Source organism: Paraburkholderia sp. J41, from assembly GCF_905220235.1.
Taxonomy (GTDB): Bacteria; Pseudomonadota; Gammaproteobacteria; order Burkholderiales; family Burkholderiaceae; genus Paraburkholderia.
The window spans coordinates 86149-100852 of sequence record NZ_CAJMZE010000019.1; the positions used below are offsets into that span (position 1 = coordinate 86149).

The window sequence follows — 14704 nt, forward strand, 5'->3', positions numbered from 1 at the left end:
ACCGGCTGGCGCGTTGCGTGCCGCGCGTTGCGTGCCGCGCGTTGCGTGCCGCGCGTGCGCCGCCGTGAGCGGGGTTTCGCCGATGCCTCGCGATACGTTACGCCATCCGCGCGAAATACGCGGTCTGACCGTGCGCGGGTGAAAGGCGCCTGAAAAGAGAAGCGCGGGCCGGGCGGCGGCCGCGCGACCGCTAGAATACGGCCTTCACTCCGTCGCCACGTAGCGGTCGCGACGTAGCGGCCCCACGTGGCCGCCCTGGAGTTCACACGCCGTTTTGCGTTTGTCATGAATCTCGAAAGCCTTCTCTTCAGCCAGGGTTTCGGCACGCGCCGCCAATGCCGCGGGCTCGTCGCCGACGCTCGAGTCGCCGTTGCGGGCGCAATCTGCACCGACCCGCTCGCCGACTTCGACACCGCCGGTCTCGTTTTCAGCGTCGACGGCGTTGCATGGCCGTTTCACGAGCGCGCCTACATCGCGCTCAACAAGCCCGCGGGCTACGAGTGCTCGCGCGATCCGCAGCATCACCTGAGCGTGTTTCATCTGCTGCCGCCGCAGTTCGGCGAGCGCAACGTGCAGTGCGTCGGCCGGCTCGACCAGGACACCACCGGCCTGCTGCTGCTTTCCGACGACGGCCAGTTCGTCCACGCCTTCACCTCGCCCAAACGCAAGGTGCCGAAGGTCTATCTCGCGACCACGCGTCATCCCATCGACGAAACGCAGTTGAACGCGCTGCGCGACGGCGTTCTGCTGCACGGCGAGCGCGCACCGAGCGCCGCCGTCGCGGCCCTGGCGCGTGGCACGCACGAACTCGAACTCACGGTGCTCGAAGGCAAGTACCACCAGGTCAAGCGGATGGTGGCGGCGGCGGGCAACCGCGTGGAAGCGCTGCACCGCGAGCGCATCGGCGGCTACGCGCTGCCGGCTTCGCTCGCGCCGGGTCAGTGGCAATGGCTCGACCGCGCCGCCCTCGACGCGCTGTGCAACAACGGGTAAACCACGGCCGCGCGCGCCAATGCCGGCCCCTGCGTGCGTTGCCGCACCGGGGATTGCCAACTGCCCCTATTTTCGCGGCGGTGCAGCATGCCCTTCCTGACACGCCGCCCTATACTTGGTTAAACAACGATTACAAGTAGCAAGGAGGGGCATCATGGGCATCCACGGCACATTCCAGTTCTCATACGTGTTGATGGCATTCGTGGCGCTTGGGGCGATTCTGATCGGCGGGCTGCTGGCGTCGATGCATCTGCGGCATCAATACCACCCGAACCTGATCGGCGCGCTCATCGGCGCGCTGCTGTGCTTTCTCCTGATCGAGGCGCTGCCGGCCATCACGTGAACGGCTCGCCTTGCGCCGCGCCGCCGCGCCTGCTGTTTCACGAACGCGGCGGCAGCGTGCGCAGGAACGTGTCGACATCCGGATAACGCAGGCGCGCGCGCAGCTCGCGCTTCAAGCGCGTATTCGCGAGACGGCGGGACTCGCGCATGAACGAAAGCAGCACGGGGTCGAGCGCACGCTCGGCTTGCGCGCGGCTCACGCGCGGCGCGCGCGCCATGCCGAACGCATCGGCCACGCGGTCGAAATAGTCGCCCATCCTGAGTTCGCTGTCGTCGGCCGCGTGGATCGTGCGCGCCGGGCGGCCGTGCGTGGCCATGCGCAGCAGGATGGCGGCGAGATCGTCGGCGTGGATGTGGCTCGTGTAGACGTCGTCGGCTTCGACGAGCGCGGGCGTGCCCTTTTCCAGCCGCGCGAGCGGCAGGCGGTTGGCCGCATAGATGCCAGGAATGCGCGCGATGGTGGCCGAAAGCGCGCCGCGCGCGGTGGCCCGGCGCAATTGCCGCTCGGCCGACACGCGCCGGATCGCGCGCGCGTTCGCGGGCTGCACGGTGCGTGTTTCGTCGATGCGCGCGCCGCCGCAATCGCCATAAACGCCCGTCGTGCTGGCGTAGACAAGCCGCTTGCCAGGCTCTGGGGCGCGACGGGAGCGCCGGGTGCGCTCGGGTACAATAGTCGGCTTTAAAGCGGCCGAAGCGGCGAGCCGGGGAGTGCGGAAAGCGCGAGAAGCGCCGAACGCGGTGCGCGTCATGCCCGCCAGCGCGGGTCGCGCGCGCGAACGGCGGCGTGCGCAAAGCGCGGCGATCAGGCGGCGCGTGCGCCCATCCTCGTCGCCGGTTTTCTGCGGCGGCGCGAGGTGCAGCACGACGTTCGCAAGACCGGCGAGCCGCGCGAGACTCGCGCGCGCGTCGAGGTCGCCCGCGACGGGCACGGCGCCCGCCTCGCGCAGTTCGGCGGCGCGTTCGGCGCGGCGCGTCAGCGCGAAAACGCGCGCGCGGTCCGCCCGCCCGTGCAACCGGTCGATGCAGCGCAGGCCGACGTCGCCGGCGCCCACTATCAGGATGCGCGCTCGGCGCAGGTTTCTCATGGCGATCATGGTCAACCATTTTAGCCGCCGGAACCCGCAAGGCGCCGTCCGCGCCGGCAACGCGAGCGCACCGGCGCGCGGTCCTTTCAACCTTTCGAATTTGAGACTTTCGCTTTCCCCGACATGGCTTTCAACGTAACGCTCAAGCAAAGCGGCCGCCAGTTCCAGGTCGAGCCCGACGAATTCATCCTCAACGCGGCCCTGCGCCAGGGCATCGGCCTGCCGTACGGCTGCAAGAACGGCGCGTGCGGATCGTGCAAGGGCACGGTCTGCGGCGGCGAGGTCGAGCAGCGCGCGCACGCGGCCTCGGCGCTTTCGAACGACGAGAAAACGCGCGGCATGGCGCTGTTCTGCTGCGCGACGGCGCAAACCGACATCGAAATCGACATTCGCGAAATCGCGGGCGTCGGCGACATGCAGGTGCGCAAGCTGCCTACCCGCATCTCGGCGATCGAACGCGTGGCCGACGACGTCGTCGTGCTCAAGCTGCAACTGCCCGCCAACGAGCGCCTGCAATATCTCGCCGGCCAGTATCTCGAGTTCATCCTCAAGGACGGCACGCGCCGCAGCTACTCGATGGCGAACGCGCCGCACGAGGAAGGCCCGCTGGAGTTGCACATTCGCCACATGCCGGGCGGCAAGTTCACCGACCACGTTTTCACGCAGATGAAGGAGCGCGACATTCTGCGCTTCGAGGCGCCGCTCGGCACCTTTTTCCTGCGCGAAGATTCGGACAAGCCCATCGTGCTGCTCGCGTCGGGCACCGGCTTCGCGCCGCTCAAGGCCATCGTCGAGCATGCGGTTCACAAGAGCCTCAATCGCCCGATGACGCTGTACTGGGGCGCGCGCCAGAAGAAGGATCTGTATCTGCTCGATCTCGCCGAACGTTGGGCGCGCGAAATTCCGAACTTCCGCTTCGTGCCGGTGCTCTCCGAGCCTGCCGCGAGCGACGCGTGGACGGGCCGCACGGGCTTCGTGCACCGCGCCGTGATCGAGGATTTGCCCGATCTTTCGGCGTATCAGGTGTACGCGTGCGGCGCGCCGGTCATGGTCGAGTCGGCGCAGCGCGACTTCTCGCAGCATCACGGGCTGCCCGAGGACGAGTTCTATGCGGACTCCTTCACGAGCGCCGCCGACCTCGCGAATCCGGTCTGACCGGGGTTTCGAGGCACGTGCGCGGGATGCCCGCGCGCAATGCCCGAAGCGCCCGTCAAGAAAATTTCCTGGAGCGTGCGTACATTGATGGTTTACATCGCCGTTGCGCTTGTCGTATTCTTGCGCCCATGAACCGCATCCTGTCCGAGCTTCGACGTCGCCGCTTGCCCCACCTCTAGGGCCTGGCTAGTCGCGGACGCGCGTTGCACAGGGTGGTACCCCCAAGGGTTTCGCCACAACGCACAGGAAAGTTCGAATCACGAAAGCCACGGCCAGCCCGTGGCTTTTTGTTTTTGCAGCCGTTTTTGCAGCTCTCTCTCAACCTTTGCAGTCCCCAGCGCGGAGCCGTTGCCATGAATTTTTCCGAGTACCCGATCGAGTCGCTGATGTACATCACCAACCGGCCCGAAATCGTTTTCACGCATGGCAAGGGGTCGTGGCTCTACGACAACGAAGGCAAGCGATATCTCGACTTCATCCAGGGTTGGGCCGTCAACAGCCTCGGCCACTGCAACGAAGGCATGATCGAGGCGCTCGAAAAACAGGCGCGCCTGCTCATCAACCCGTCGCCGGCTTTCTACAACGCGCCGATGGCGCAGCTCGCCGGCCTGCTCACGCAGCATAGCTGCTTCGACAAGGTGTTCTTCGCGAACAGCGGCGCCGAAGCCAACGAAGGCGCGATCAAGCTCGCGCGCAAGTGGGGCAAGAAGCATCGCGACGGCGCGTTCGAGATCATCACGTTCGATCACAGCTTCCACGGCCGCACGCTCGCCACCATGTCGGCGAGCGGCAAGCCGGGCTGGGACACGATCTACGCGCCGCAGGTGCCGGGCTTTCCGAAGGCCGACCTCAACGACATCGCCTCGGTCGAGAAGCTCATCAACGCGAAAACCGTCGCCGTGATGCTCGAGCCGATCCAGGGCGAAGGCGGCGTGATTCCCGCCACGCGCGAATTCATGCAGCAACTGCGCGCGCTCACGCAGCAGCACGGCATCCTCCTGATCGTCGACGAAGTGCAGAGCGGTTGCGGCCGCGCGGGCACCCTCTTCGCCTACGAGCTTTCGGGCGTCGAGCCCGACATCATGACGCTCGGCAAGGGCATCGGCGGCGGCGTGCCGCTCGCGGCGCTGCTGTGCAAGAAGGAAATCGAGGTGTTCGAGGCGGGCGACCAGGGCGGCACCTACAACGGCAATCCGCTCATGACGGCCGTGGGCTATTCGGTGATCTCGCAGCTCGTCGCCCCCGGTTTTCTCGAAGGCGTGCGCGCGCGCGGCGAATATCTGCGCGAGAAGCTGCTCGAACTGTCGGCGGAACGCGGCTTCCAGGGCGAGCGCGGCGAAGGCTTGCTGCGCGCGCTGCTGCTCGGCAAGGACATCGGCCCCCAGATCGTCGAAAAGGCGCGCCTGATGCAGCCGGACGGCCTGCTGCTCAACGCCGCGCGCCCGAATCTGCTGCGCTTCATGCCCGCGCTCAACGTAACGAACGAGGAAATCGACCAGATGATGGCGATGCTGCGCAACATCCTCGACTCGCTCTAAGCCGCGCTCGCGCAACCGCAAGCAGAACCAGGCAGCCTGCAATGTCCATCACGATCCGCACGTTCACCGAAGCCGATACCGAGGCCGTGCTCGCACTCTGGCTCGAAGCGTTTCCCGAGTACAACGACACGAGCCGGCCGCACCGCAATCCGCGCCTGTCGATTGCGAACAAGCTCGGCACACAGCCGGAGCTGTTTTTCGTCGCCGTTCGCCACGATGGCGGCGATGAAAGCGGCGATGAAAGCGGCGATGAAAGCGCCACGCTCGTCGGCACGGTGATGGCGGGCTACGACGGGCATCGCGGCTGGCTCTATTCCCTCGCGGTCGCGCCGCACGCGCGGCGGCACGGTCTCGGCACGCGCCTCGTGCGTCATGCCGAAACCGCGCTCGCCGCGATGGGCTGCCTCAAGCTCAACCTGCAAGTGCTCAGCGACAAACCCGACGTGCTCGCGTTCTACGACGCGCTCGGCTATCGCGCCGACGCCGTGGTCAGCCTCGGCAAGCGGCTCGCCGCGGCGGAACCCGTCGCAAGCTGACGCGGGCGGCGCGTCGCGGATATTTGCGTAGGATGCCGAAACATCGGCGCCCGGCGCGATTTCCATGCCGGAGACCGCTCCACATATCGACGCTGGCGATTACGGGACGCCGCACAAGCGATACAAGCGGTACAAGCGATACAAGCGGCGCCGCGCGGCGCGGTCCATTGGCTGCAAGCGCTTGAGCTGCGTCTCGCGCGGCTCCCAGGCGGCATCCCAAACGCCTTCCTAGGCGGCGTTGCTGCGCGGCTCGACGAGTCCCGGCACGGGCACGCGCATCGCGAACACGCCGCCCGACTGCGGATACCGCGCGATCTCGTCGTCGGGGCGGCCCTTGCGCGCGGTGGTCACGTAGAGCGTGCGCAGGTCGTCGCCGCCGAACGCGCACATCGTCGGGCAGCGCGCCGCCAGCGCGTGCTCCTCCACCACCTTGCCCTCGGGCGAAATGCGCGCGATGCGCCCGCCTTCGTACAACGCTGCCCAGTAATAGCCTTCGCTGTCGACCGATGCGCCGTCGGGGCGGCCGCGATCGGTGTCGCTCGGCGTGAACTTGACCCAGTCTTCGCGCGGGCCGACTTCGCCGGTTTCGATGTCGAGCGTGTGGCGATAGATCGTGAAGCGCGGCGTGTCCGAGTGATAGCAATAGCGATTGTCGGGGCTGAACGCCATGCCGTTCGACGTGAGCAGGCCCGCGTCGACGCGCACTAGCGCGTCCTTGCCGCTGACGGCGCGACTGTCGTAGCGATACAGCCCGGCGTTGTTGCCCGCTTTCGGTTCGTCGAGCGTGCCGAGCCAGAAGCGGCCGCGCGCGTCGCAGCGGCCGTCGTTGAAGCGGCTCGTAGCCGGATTTTCCGGGTTGTCGCAAAGCTTGCGCACGACCTTGCCGTGTTCGTCGAGCAGAAAAATGCCGGTGCGCATGCCGGCGATAAAGCCGCCGTTTTCCGTGAGCGAAAAACAGCCGATGTTCTCGGGCATGTCGATCTTCACGTCCTCGCCGGTTTTCGGATCGAAGCCGTGCAGCGCGGGCGCCTGGATATCGACCCACCAGAGCTTGCCGCGACGTTCGTCCCAGCGCGGGCATTCGCCGAGCGCCGCGGCGGCGGGCAGCACACATTCAAGCTTCGACATGGCAATTTCTCCGTTCGGTGCGAACTTCTCAGACGCCGGAATTCCTCTCGAGTTCGATTGCGTCGCCGCGTCGTCAACGATGATGCGCCTGACGCGCGACGGGCGCTTCGAGCGGTATGCGCAAGCGGTGCGCCAGCGTTCGGCGCGCGCGTATCGGCGAAAAAAAACCGGGCTCCGCACCCTGCGGAACCCGGTTTCCGGCAACACCGTTAAAGCGAAAACGCTTACTCGCCCAGATACGCCGCGCGCACCTTCGGATCGTCGAGCATCTGCTTCGCCTCGCCTTCCATCGTCACGAGACCCGAATCCATCACGTAGCCGCGGTTCGCCGCCTGCAACGCCAGACGCGCGTTCTGCTCGACCAGCAGCACCGTGATGCCTTCCGACGAAATCGTGCGCACCACTTCGAAGATCTTCTCCACCATGATCGGCGAAAGCCCCATCGACGGTTCGTCGAGCAACAGCAGCTTCGGGCGCGAGATGATCGCGCGCGCCATCGCCAGCATCTGCTGCTCGCCGCCCGAGAGCGTGCCCGCGAGCTGCGTGGCGCGTTCCTTCAGGCGCGGGAAGAAGCCGAACATGCGATCGACGTCCTTCTGGATGCCGTCCTTGTCGTTGCGCAGGTACGCGCCCATCTGCATGTTCTCGACGATCGACATGCGCGCGAAGATGCCGCGGCCTTCCGGCACCATCGCGAGGCCGCGCTTGAGCAGCTCGTGCGCGGGCACGCCCTTGATCGACTGGCCCATGTATTCGATGTCGCCGGCGGAGTACGCCTTCAGACCCGTGATGGCCTTCATCGTCGTGGTCTTGCCCGCGCCGTTCGCGCCGATCAGCGTGACCAGCTCGCCTGCGCGAACTTCCATGTCCACGCCCTTGACCGCCTGAATGCCGCCGTAATTGACTTGCAGACCCTTGATTTTCAGTACCGGCGTTGCCATCAGTGAACCCCCGCGCCCAGATATGCCTCGATCACCTTCGGGTCCTTCTGCACGTCCTGCGGCAGCCCCTCGGCGATCACCTTGCCATAGTCGAGCACTGTCATGCGGTTGCACAGGCCCATCACCAGTTTCACGTCGTGCTCGATCAGCAGGATGGTCTTGCCATCGGCGCGGATCTTGTCGAGCAGGCGCGTGAGTTCGACCTTCTCGGTCGCGTTCATGCCGGCCGCCGGCTCGTCGAGCGCGAGCAGCTTCGGATCGGTCGCGAGCGCGCGGGCGATCTCCAGGCGGCGCTGGTGGCCGTACGAGAGATTGCGCGACGTGTAATCCGCGTACTGCGAAATGCCCACGTATTCGAGCAGCTCGATCGCGCGCTCCTTGATCTCGCGCTCCTCCTTGCGCTCCGAAGGCGTTTGCAGCACCGCGCCGATCAGGCCGTGCTTCGTGCGCACGTGACGGCCGACCATCACGTTTTCGAGCGCCGTCATGCCGCCGAAGAGGCGAATGTTCTGGAACGTGCGCGCAATGCCCGCCTTCGCCACCTGATACACCGCTTCCGGCTTGTATTCCGTGCCGTCGAGCTTGAATTCGCCCGAATCCGGCGTGTAGAGGCCCGTGATCACGTTGAAGAACGTGGTCTTGCCGGCGCCGTTCGGGCCGATCAGGCCGTAGATCGTGCCTTCCTCGATCTGAAGGCCCACGTCGGACAGCGCCTGCAAGCCGCCGAAGCGCTTGTTCACACCCTTCACGGACAGGCGGATGGATTTGTTGCTCATGGAATTCTCCTGACCTGTCTTTTACGCGCGCACCGGCTTCTTGTTGCCGCGCCTGGCGATCTTCGCGATCTTGTCCTCGTGCTTCGGCGCGGGCCAGAGGCCTTCCGAGCGATACAGCATGATGACGACCATGGCGAGACCGTAGAGCAACTGGCGGATCACTTCCGTATCGACGATTTCATGGCCGAACATCCAGTGCTGGAGCGGGCCCATGGTCGAGCGCAGGAACTCGGGGAAGATCGCGAGCAGCACGGCGCCGAGAATCACGCCCGGAATGTGGCCCATGCCGCCCAGCACCACGCAGGCGAGCACCACGACCGACTCCCAGAACGTGAACGATTCCGGCGACACGAAGCCCTGGAACGCGCCGAACATCGCGCCCGAAAGGCCGCCGAACGACGCGCCCATCGCGAACGCGAGCAGCTTGACGTTACGCGTGTTGATGCCCATTGCCTTGGCGGCGATTTCGTCCTCGCGGATCGCTGCCCACGCGCGGCCGATACGCGAGTGCTGCAAGCGCGTGCATACCCAGATCACGAGCAGCGCGCACACCACGAACGCGTAGTAGTACATGTACACCGAGGTGAACGTGAAGCCGAGAATCTCGTGCGGCTGCGCGAGATTGAAGCCCGCGATTTCCAGCGGCGCCACGCCCGTGATGCCCTGCGGGCCGTTGGTGATGTTGACCGGACGGTCGAGGTTGTTCATGAAGATACGGACGATTTCCCCGAAGCCCAGCGTCACGATCGCGAGATAGTCGCCGCGCAGGCGCAACGTCGGCGCGCCCAGACAGATGCCGGCGATCGCCGCGAGCGCCATCGCCACCGGAATCACGATCCAGTAAGGCGTATGCATGCCGCCCGGCAGCATGTTGGCGATCCACGCGAACTGCGTCGTGAGGTGCGGCGAGGTGAGCAGCGCGGCCACGTAGGCGCCCACCGCGTAGAACGCGATGTAGCCCAGGTCCAGCAGGCCCGCGAAGCCCACCACCACGTTCAGGCCCAGCGCGAGCATCACGTAGAGCATCGCGAAGTCGAGCACGCGCACCCAGTAGTTGCCGCCCGTCGCGCCCACGATGAACGGCAGGATCGCGACGATGATCGCCGTGGCGATGCCCACCGTCAGCGTCTTCGTGCGGTTCTTTTCGGGGATGAGCGTCGTCGACGGCTCGATCGGTTGAATTGAAGTCATGTTGTGCTACTCCCTTATGCGCGGTCCGCGACACGTTCGCCCAGCAGCCCCGACGGACGGAACACGAGCACGACGATCAGCACGACGAATGCGAACACGTCCTGATAGTTACTGCCGAACACGCCGCCGGTCAGGTTGCCGATGTAACCCGCGCCGAGCTGTTCGATGAGACCGAGAACGACGCCGCCCACCATCGCGCCGCCCAGGTTGCCGATACCGCCCAGCACCGCGGCCGTGAACGCCTTCATGCCGGGGATGAAGCCCATGTAGAAGTGCGCGTTGCCGTATTCCGAGGCGATCATCACGCCGGCCAGCGCCGCGAGCGCCGAGCCGATCATGAACGTGGCCGAGATCACGAAGTTCGGGTTCACGCCCATCAGTGAGGCGTTGTTGGGGTTTTCGGCGATCGCGCGCATCGCACGGCCGAGCTTGGTGCGGTGTACGAGCAGCAGCAGGCCGGCCATCACGAGGAACGCCACGACGATGATGACGATTTCAGTCGGCGAGATCACGGCGCCCACGCCGGTTTCGGTCGGCTTGATGACGTTGATCGGGTCGGTCGAGATGAGCTGCGGGAATGCGAGCGGGTTGCGGCCCCAGATCATCATGGCGAGCGTCTGGAGCAGGATCGACACGCCGATGGCGGTGATGAGCGGCGCGAGGCGCGGCGCGCGGCGCAGCGGCCGGTAGGCGACCTTCTCGATGGTGTACCCGACGACCGCGCACACGGCGGCGGCGACCACGAGCGCGATGATCAGCGTGGGAATGTGGCCGAGGCCCGGGAAGTGGTTCTGCAACACGGTGATCGCGGAAAGCGCGACCATCGCGCCGACCATGAGCACGTCGCCGTGCGCGAAGTTGATGATGCCCAGAATCCCGTACACCATGGTGTAGCCCAGTGCAATGATGGCGTAGATGCTGCCTAGCACCAGCCCATTCAGGATCTGCTGGATGAAAATATCCATTTAATGCTCCTTAGCCCGTGCGACCGGATTCGCGCTTGTCATCGGCCGGTGGGCGATGTTTTACGGAACCGCAACGACACTCTCGGGTACTGAAGTAAAAGACCGGTAACGGTTGGCCGCAGCCGGTTCGCGTTGCCGCTGTGTTGCAGCGGCAGGCTCGCCGGACGCGGATGCAAAAACGGCACCGTCGGATGGTTCGGTGCCGTCGGGTTCAACTACCTGTCACGTTCGCGGCGGCGCCGTCGCGGCGGGCCTTGCGGCCGTGCGCCGTGAATGCGTCGAACGTCATGACTCCCTGATCCGGGCCGCCCGCGCGCCTGGCACCCTCGCCTGCGAGCGTGCCGCCGGCGGGGCGACGAACCGGCACAACAACAGCGCTTGCGCCGGTGCATGCAAAAGCAAGGTGCATGCCAGTTTTCATGACGACACGGGCGAAAGCGGTTCCGGACGTCTTTGCGGGCCTCGCGAGACTCGCGTTCGCGAGCCCGGCACGGCCGTTTTCATCGTCGTATCCAGAACGCACCTCGATCTCCCCGGTGCGCGCAACGGTCGTCGATATGTCGCTGCCGCTGCGGCCTTCGGCTTCACGGCCGAACCACGCGTCGCGTGGCGCAACCGCCGCCGCCGAAGGCGTGGCAAAAGCAAATTCGACGTGCATGAATCAGGTCTCCTGCGCCTTCCGAAATGCTTGCCCGAGAGCCTTGCCAACAACGCCCAGCCCTCAGAACGCGCGCATTGTAACGCCAATTATGCGACGGGCAATAATGTTGAACCGGCAGGGTTTTCCTGCATTGCAACCACTAACTGAGATAACGGCAGGGCGAGGGTTGCACCGCAGGTTGCGCCGCATTTTCGTGCACCAGTTGCACCAAAAACCGGCGAGCGTTGCATCATGTGTTGCAAGCGTCTGGCGCAAGCCCTTACGGGGCGGGCATCGGTGCGCGTGAGCGCCAATCGTTTGGCGGAATTGGGAAAATGCGCGCTGTTGGTGCAGGAGCGAAAAAACCGGCTCGATGCCTCGATTTAAACGGGGCCATACCGGGAAATTAGATGCCCCAATCTAGCGAAAATACTGAGGCCGCATCGCATCGGTCGACCGGTTAACCCGGTGTTTTCGATGATAGATCCCCATTTTTTGCCGTTTATCGGTATCGGCACGCACAAAAAAAGCGCGCTCGAGGCGCGCTTTTGCAGGCCGGCATCGACCGCCGTCAGGCAAGTTGCCCCAGTCCGCGCGGCAAGGGGAACGCGATGTTTTCCTCGATGCCTTCGAGCGCGCGCACGTTGCGCGCACCGAGTTCGTGCAGACGCTGGATGATTTTCTGCGCGAGCGCCTCGGGCGCCGAAGCGCCCGCCGTCAAACCGATGCGGCGTTTGCCCGCGAGCCACTTCGGATCGATCTGCTCGGGCGCGTCCACCATATAGGCGGGAATGCCGCGCTTCTCGGCCACTTCGCGCAGGCGGTTCGAATTGGAGCTGTTCGGGCTGCCCACCACGATCACCACGTCGCACTGCGGCGCCATGAACTTCACGGCGTCCTGGCGATTTTGCGTGGCGTAGCAGATGTCCTGCTTCTTCGGCTCGCGAATGGCGGGAAAGCGCGTCTTGAGCGCCGCGATGATCTCGGCCGCGTCGTCCACGGAGAGCGTGGTCTGCGTGACGAACGCCACGCGCGCCGGATTGCGCAAGTTCAGCGCCTCGACGTCCGCGATGTCCTCGACGAGGAACATGCCCTCTCCCACCTGGCCCATCGTGCCTTCCACTTCCGGGTGGCCCTTGTGGCCGATCATCACGATGTCGAGGCCCTCGTCGCGCATTTTCGCGACTTCGACGTGTACCTTGGTGACGAGCGGACACGTTGCATCGTAAATCCGCAGGCCGCGCGCCGCGGCGTCGGCGCGCACGGCCTTCGACACGCCGTGCGCGCTGAAGATCACCGTGTTGCCGGCAGGCACTTCCTCGAGCTGCTCGATGAAGATCGCGCCTTTCTTGCGCAAATCCTCGACGACATAGGCGTTGTGAACGATCTCGTGGCGCACGTAGATCGGCGCGCCGTGCAACTGGATGGCGCGCTCGACGATCTCGATCGCCCGGTCGACGCCGGCGCAAAAGCCGCGCGGCTGGGCGAGCAGGATTTCCGCGTCGGTGAGTTCGGCGAGAACAGACGTGTCCGTGGTGGTCATGGGCTTTACAGGATTCCGATGATTTGCACTTCGAACGCAACCGCCTGGCCTGCAAGCGGATGGTTGAAATCGAACAGGGCGGAAGTCTCGTTGACTTCCTTGAGCACGCCCGCATAGCGGTCGCCGTTGGGCGCATTGAATTCGACGAGATCGCCCGGATTGAACGACTCGCCGATCATGGCGTTGTCGCGCAGCGTTTTGAGCGAGACGCGCTGAATCAGTTCGGGATTGCGCGGGCCGAACGCCACGCCCGGTTCTAGCTGAAAGGTAGAGTGGTGGCCGACCTTCAGGCCCTGCAAAATGTTTTCCAGCGGCGGCGCCAGTTGCCCCGCGCCCAGCAGCAGCGTGGCCGGCCGGTCGACAAAGGTGTTGACGATCTCGGTGCCATCGGCGAGCGAAAGCCGGTAGTGCAGCGTCACGTGGGAACCCGGTTTCACTTCGGAGATGTCGATGATGCTCATGCGTTACTCATTCTCGTCGAGACGCGCAGTTCGCGCGTGCGCGCCGCGAGGCGCCGGTCCGGCCCCCGTCGGGCGACCGGAAAACATCCATTGTAAGCCACTTGGCCAAGGCAAACGCGACGCGCGCCTTGCCGGATCGTGCGCCGCTTCCATGAACTTGCGGTGTTCGCGGCGCGTGGCCGCGACGCTGCGGCATGCCCGCAAGCCGCTGCCCGAAGGAGCCACGCGATGACGGAATCCGCGTGCGCGCGCCCCGTGGCGCAAGCCGCTCGCAGCGAGGCCGCGGGCGTACCGGCGCCGGCCGTGGCGTGCGCCGGGCGCAAGCCGCAGCGCGCCAGTGCCGCCCCGGTCGCAACCCCCGCACGAATCGCGCCCACTGCACCCGTCGCGGAGGATGCTGCAAAAGCGGCAGGCAGCGCCGCAACTGCCGCCGAAGCCCGCACGAGCAAGCCGCGCGCAGCACGTCGCCGCGACATGCCGCGCGAGCGCCTGCGCACGGCCGGCGCCGCCGCGCTCTCGGACGTCGAGCTGATCGCCATCCTGCTCGGCTCCGGCTTGCCGGGTCACGGCGTGTTCGAGGTTGCGCACTCGCTGCTCGCTCGCTTCGGCTCGTTGCGCGCGTTGCTCGACGCACAGGCAGAGGACTTCGACGACCTGCGCGGCATCGGCCCGGCGAAAACGGCGCTGCTTCAGGCCGTCACCGAACTGGCGCGTCGCGCGCTGGCCGAGGCGCTCGACGACAAACCGCTCGTCGACTCGCCGGGCGCCGTGGAGGATTATTTGCGGCTTCTGATCGGCGGCCGCCCGCAGGAAGTGTTCGTGTGCCTCTTTCTCGACGCGCGCCACCGGCTGATCCGCTCCGAGGAAAGCTCGCGCGGCTCGCTCACGCGCATGGCGGTCTATCCGCGCGAAATCGTGCGGCGCGCGCTCGCGCTCAACGCCGCGAGCCTGATCGTCGCGCACAATCATCCCTCGGGCGCGGTGCAGCCAAGCGCGAGCGACCGGCGCCTCACGCGTGTGCTGCGCGAAACGCTGGCGCTGGTGGAGGTCCAGCTCATCGACCATTTGGTGATCGGCGTACGGGAAACGTTCTCGTTCGCGCGCCACGGCTGGAACTGAATGCGCGAGCAGGCCAAAACGGCCGCCGCGCCCGCAAGCGCGTTGCGGCATAGCATCGAAGTCGCGCCCACGCCGCACGAGACGGCACGAGCCGGGACAAGACGGCACGAGCCGGCACGGCGCGCAAATCGGGTTTGATTTTCCTGGGATTTTTCTGCTAGAATTGCGGTTTGCCTATTTCCAACCCTGTTCCGAAGCCTGTCACGGCCTTCCGGGGGAAATATGCGCTGGGTTCGAGGTTGTCTCTCATCCATACGTGAGCGCTCCTTTTCCGGCCATATCTCGCCCAGG

At 65.7% G+C, this 14704-nt stretch carries 15 protein-coding genes; 6 read left to right on the plus strand and 9 right to left on the minus strand.

Annotated elements, in window-relative coordinates:
* Window positions 1-285: 285 nt before the first annotated feature.
* Window positions 286-993: a 16S rRNA pseudouridine(516) synthase gene (locus tag U5805_RS20205; protein ID WP_322105269.1), complete on the plus strand. Its 708-nt coding sequence runs from the start codon at window positions 286-288 to the stop codon at window positions 991-993.
* A 154-nt stretch (window positions 994-1147) separates the two neighbouring features.
* Window positions 1148-1336 (plus strand): hypothetical protein, encoded by a 189-nt coding sequence (locus U5805_RS20210; protein WP_322105270.1) that lies wholly within the window; start codon window positions 1148-1150, stop codon window positions 1334-1336.
* Between the two features lie 37 nt (window positions 1337-1373).
* Here U5805_RS20210 and U5805_RS20215 read toward each other — a convergent pair whose 3' ends face one another.
* A complete protein-coding gene (locus U5805_RS20215; protein ID WP_322105271.1) occupies window positions 1374-2429 on the minus strand; it encodes an NAD-dependent epimerase/dehydratase family protein in 1056 nt (351 codons plus the stop codon).
* A 114-nt stretch (window positions 2430-2543) separates the two neighbouring features.
* Here U5805_RS20215 and U5805_RS20220 point away from each other — a divergent pair, with 114 nt between their 5' ends.
* The 3 genes from U5805_RS20220 to U5805_RS20230 all read left to right on the plus strand — a co-directional run bounded on the left by U5805_RS20220 (window position 2544) and on the right by U5805_RS20230 (window position 5649).
* Window positions 2544-3575: a CDP-6-deoxy-delta-3,4-glucoseen reductase gene (locus U5805_RS20220; RefSeq protein WP_322105272.1), complete on the plus strand. Its 1032-nt coding sequence runs from the start codon at window positions 2544-2546 to the stop codon at window positions 3573-3575.
* Between the two features lie 353 nt (window positions 3576-3928).
* On the plus strand, window positions 3929-5113 hold the full coding sequence (locus tag U5805_RS20225; RefSeq protein WP_322105273.1) for an acetylornithine transaminase: 1185 nt from the start codon (window positions 3929-3931) through the stop codon (window positions 5111-5113).
* A gap of 41 nt (window positions 5114-5154) precedes the next feature.
* The gene (locus tag U5805_RS20230) at window positions 5155-5649 is read left to right on the plus strand and encodes a GNAT family acetyltransferase (RefSeq protein ID WP_322105274.1); all 495 of its coding nucleotides are present in this window, start codon (window positions 5155-5157) and stop codon (window positions 5647-5649) included.
* A gap of 228 nt (window positions 5650-5877) precedes the next feature.
* Here U5805_RS20230 and U5805_RS20235 read toward each other — a convergent pair whose 3' ends face one another.
* From U5805_RS20235 to U5805_RS20270, 8 genes are all read right to left on the minus strand, one after another.
* Window positions 5878-6777, minus strand: a complete 900-nt coding sequence (locus tag U5805_RS20235; protein ID WP_322105275.1) for an SMP-30/gluconolactonase/LRE family protein — start codon at window positions 6775-6777, stop codon at window positions 5878-5880.
* A 224-nt stretch (window positions 6778-7001) separates the two neighbouring features.
* Entirely contained in the window at window positions 7002-7718 is a 717-nt protein-coding gene (locus tag U5805_RS20240) for an ABC transporter ATP-binding protein (RefSeq protein WP_322105276.1), read from the minus strand.
* On the minus strand, window positions 7718-8494 hold the full coding sequence (locus U5805_RS20245; RefSeq protein WP_322105277.1) for an ABC transporter ATP-binding protein: 777 nt from the start codon (window positions 8492-8494) through the stop codon (window positions 7718-7720). The genes U5805_RS20240 and U5805_RS20245 overlap by 1 nt, the downstream gene beginning before the upstream one ends.
* A gap of 21 nt (window positions 8495-8515) precedes the next feature.
* Complete coding sequence (locus U5805_RS20250) at window positions 8516-9685, minus strand: ABC transporter permease subunit (protein WP_322105278.1); 1170 nt, start codon at window positions 9683-9685, stop codon at window positions 8516-8518.
* A gap of 14 nt (window positions 9686-9699) precedes the next feature.
* On the minus strand, window positions 9700-10650 hold the full coding sequence (locus tag U5805_RS20255) for a branched-chain amino acid ABC transporter permease (protein WP_322105279.1): 951 nt from the start codon (window positions 10648-10650) through the stop codon (window positions 9700-9702).
* Window positions 10651-10861: 211 nt separating this feature from the next.
* A complete protein-coding gene (locus U5805_RS20260) occupies window positions 10862-11308 on the minus strand; it encodes a hypothetical protein (RefSeq protein ID WP_322105280.1) in 447 nt (148 codons plus the stop codon).
* A 553-nt stretch (window positions 11309-11861) separates the two neighbouring features.
* Window positions 11862-12833, minus strand: a complete 972-nt coding sequence (ispH, locus tag U5805_RS20265) for a 4-hydroxy-3-methylbut-2-enyl diphosphate reductase (RefSeq protein ID WP_322105281.1) — start codon at window positions 12831-12833, stop codon at window positions 11862-11864.
* Between the two features lie 5 nt (window positions 12834-12838).
* Window positions 12839-13294, minus strand: coding sequence for a peptidylprolyl isomerase (locus U5805_RS20270; protein WP_322105282.1), 456 nt, complete (start codon window positions 13292-13294; stop codon window positions 12839-12841).
* Window positions 13295-13522: 228 nt separating this feature from the next.
* Between U5805_RS20270 and radC the strand changes: the two genes are divergently transcribed.
* Window positions 13523-14413 carry a RadC family protein gene (radC, locus tag U5805_RS20275; protein ID WP_322105283.1) on the plus strand — a complete coding sequence of 297 codons (891 nt, stop codon included), beginning with the start codon at window positions 13523-13525 and terminating at the stop codon, window positions 14411-14413.
* Window positions 14414-14704: the final 291 nt, after the last annotated feature.

What these genes read in the sequence shown, in the direction of transcription:
- ispH (WP_322105281.1), bottom strand. Translation starts at nt 12,833, where the DNA reads ATGACCACCACGGACACGTCTGTTCTCGCCGAACTCACCGACGCGGAA.
- U5805_RS20210 (WP_322105270.1), top strand. Translation starts at nt 1,148, where the DNA reads ATGGGCATCCACGGCACATTCCAGTTCTCATACGTGTTGATGGCATTC.
- radC (WP_322105283.1), top strand. Translation starts at nt 13,523, where the DNA reads ATGACGGAATCCGCGTGCGCGCGCCCCGTGGCGCAAGCCGCTCGCAGC.
- U5805_RS20215 (WP_322105271.1), bottom strand. Translation starts at nt 2,429, where the DNA reads ATGATCGCCATGAGAAACCTGCGCCGAGCGCGCATCCTGATAGTGGGC.
- U5805_RS20230 (WP_322105274.1), top strand. Translation starts at nt 5,155, where the DNA reads ATGTCCATCACGATCCGCACGTTCACCGAAGCCGATACCGAGGCCGTG.
- U5805_RS20245 (WP_322105277.1), bottom strand. Translation starts at nt 8,494, where the DNA reads ATGAGCAACAAATCCATCCGCCTGTCCGTGAAGGGTGTGAACAAGCGC.
- U5805_RS20235 (WP_322105275.1), bottom strand. Translation starts at nt 6,777, where the DNA reads ATGTCGAAGCTTGAATGTGTGCTGCCCGCCGCCGCGGCGCTCGGCGAA.
- U5805_RS20270 (WP_322105282.1), bottom strand. Translation starts at nt 13,294, where the DNA reads ATGAGCATCATCGACATCTCCGAAGTGAAACCGGGTTCCCACGTGACG.
- U5805_RS20220 (WP_322105272.1), top strand. Translation starts at nt 2,544, where the DNA reads ATGGCTTTCAACGTAACGCTCAAGCAAAGCGGCCGCCAGTTCCAGGTC.
- U5805_RS20225 (WP_322105273.1), top strand. Translation starts at nt 3,929, where the DNA reads ATGAATTTTTCCGAGTACCCGATCGAGTCGCTGATGTACATCACCAAC.
- U5805_RS20255 (WP_322105279.1), bottom strand. Translation starts at nt 10,650, where the DNA reads ATGGATATTTTCATCCAGCAGATCCTGAATGGGCTGGTGCTAGGCAGC.
- U5805_RS20240 (WP_322105276.1), bottom strand. Translation starts at nt 7,718, where the DNA reads ATGGCAACGCCGGTACTGAAAATCAAGGGTCTGCAAGTCAATTACGGC.
- U5805_RS20260 (WP_322105280.1), bottom strand. Translation starts at nt 11,308, where the DNA reads ATGCACGTCGAATTTGCTTTTGCCACGCCTTCGGCGGCGGCGGTTGCG.
- U5805_RS20205 (WP_322105269.1), top strand. Translation starts at nt 286, where the DNA reads ATGAATCTCGAAAGCCTTCTCTTCAGCCAGGGTTTCGGCACGCGCCGC.
- U5805_RS20250 (WP_322105278.1), bottom strand. Translation starts at nt 9,685, where the DNA reads ATGACTTCAATTCAACCGATCGAGCCGTCGACGACGCTCATCCCCGAA.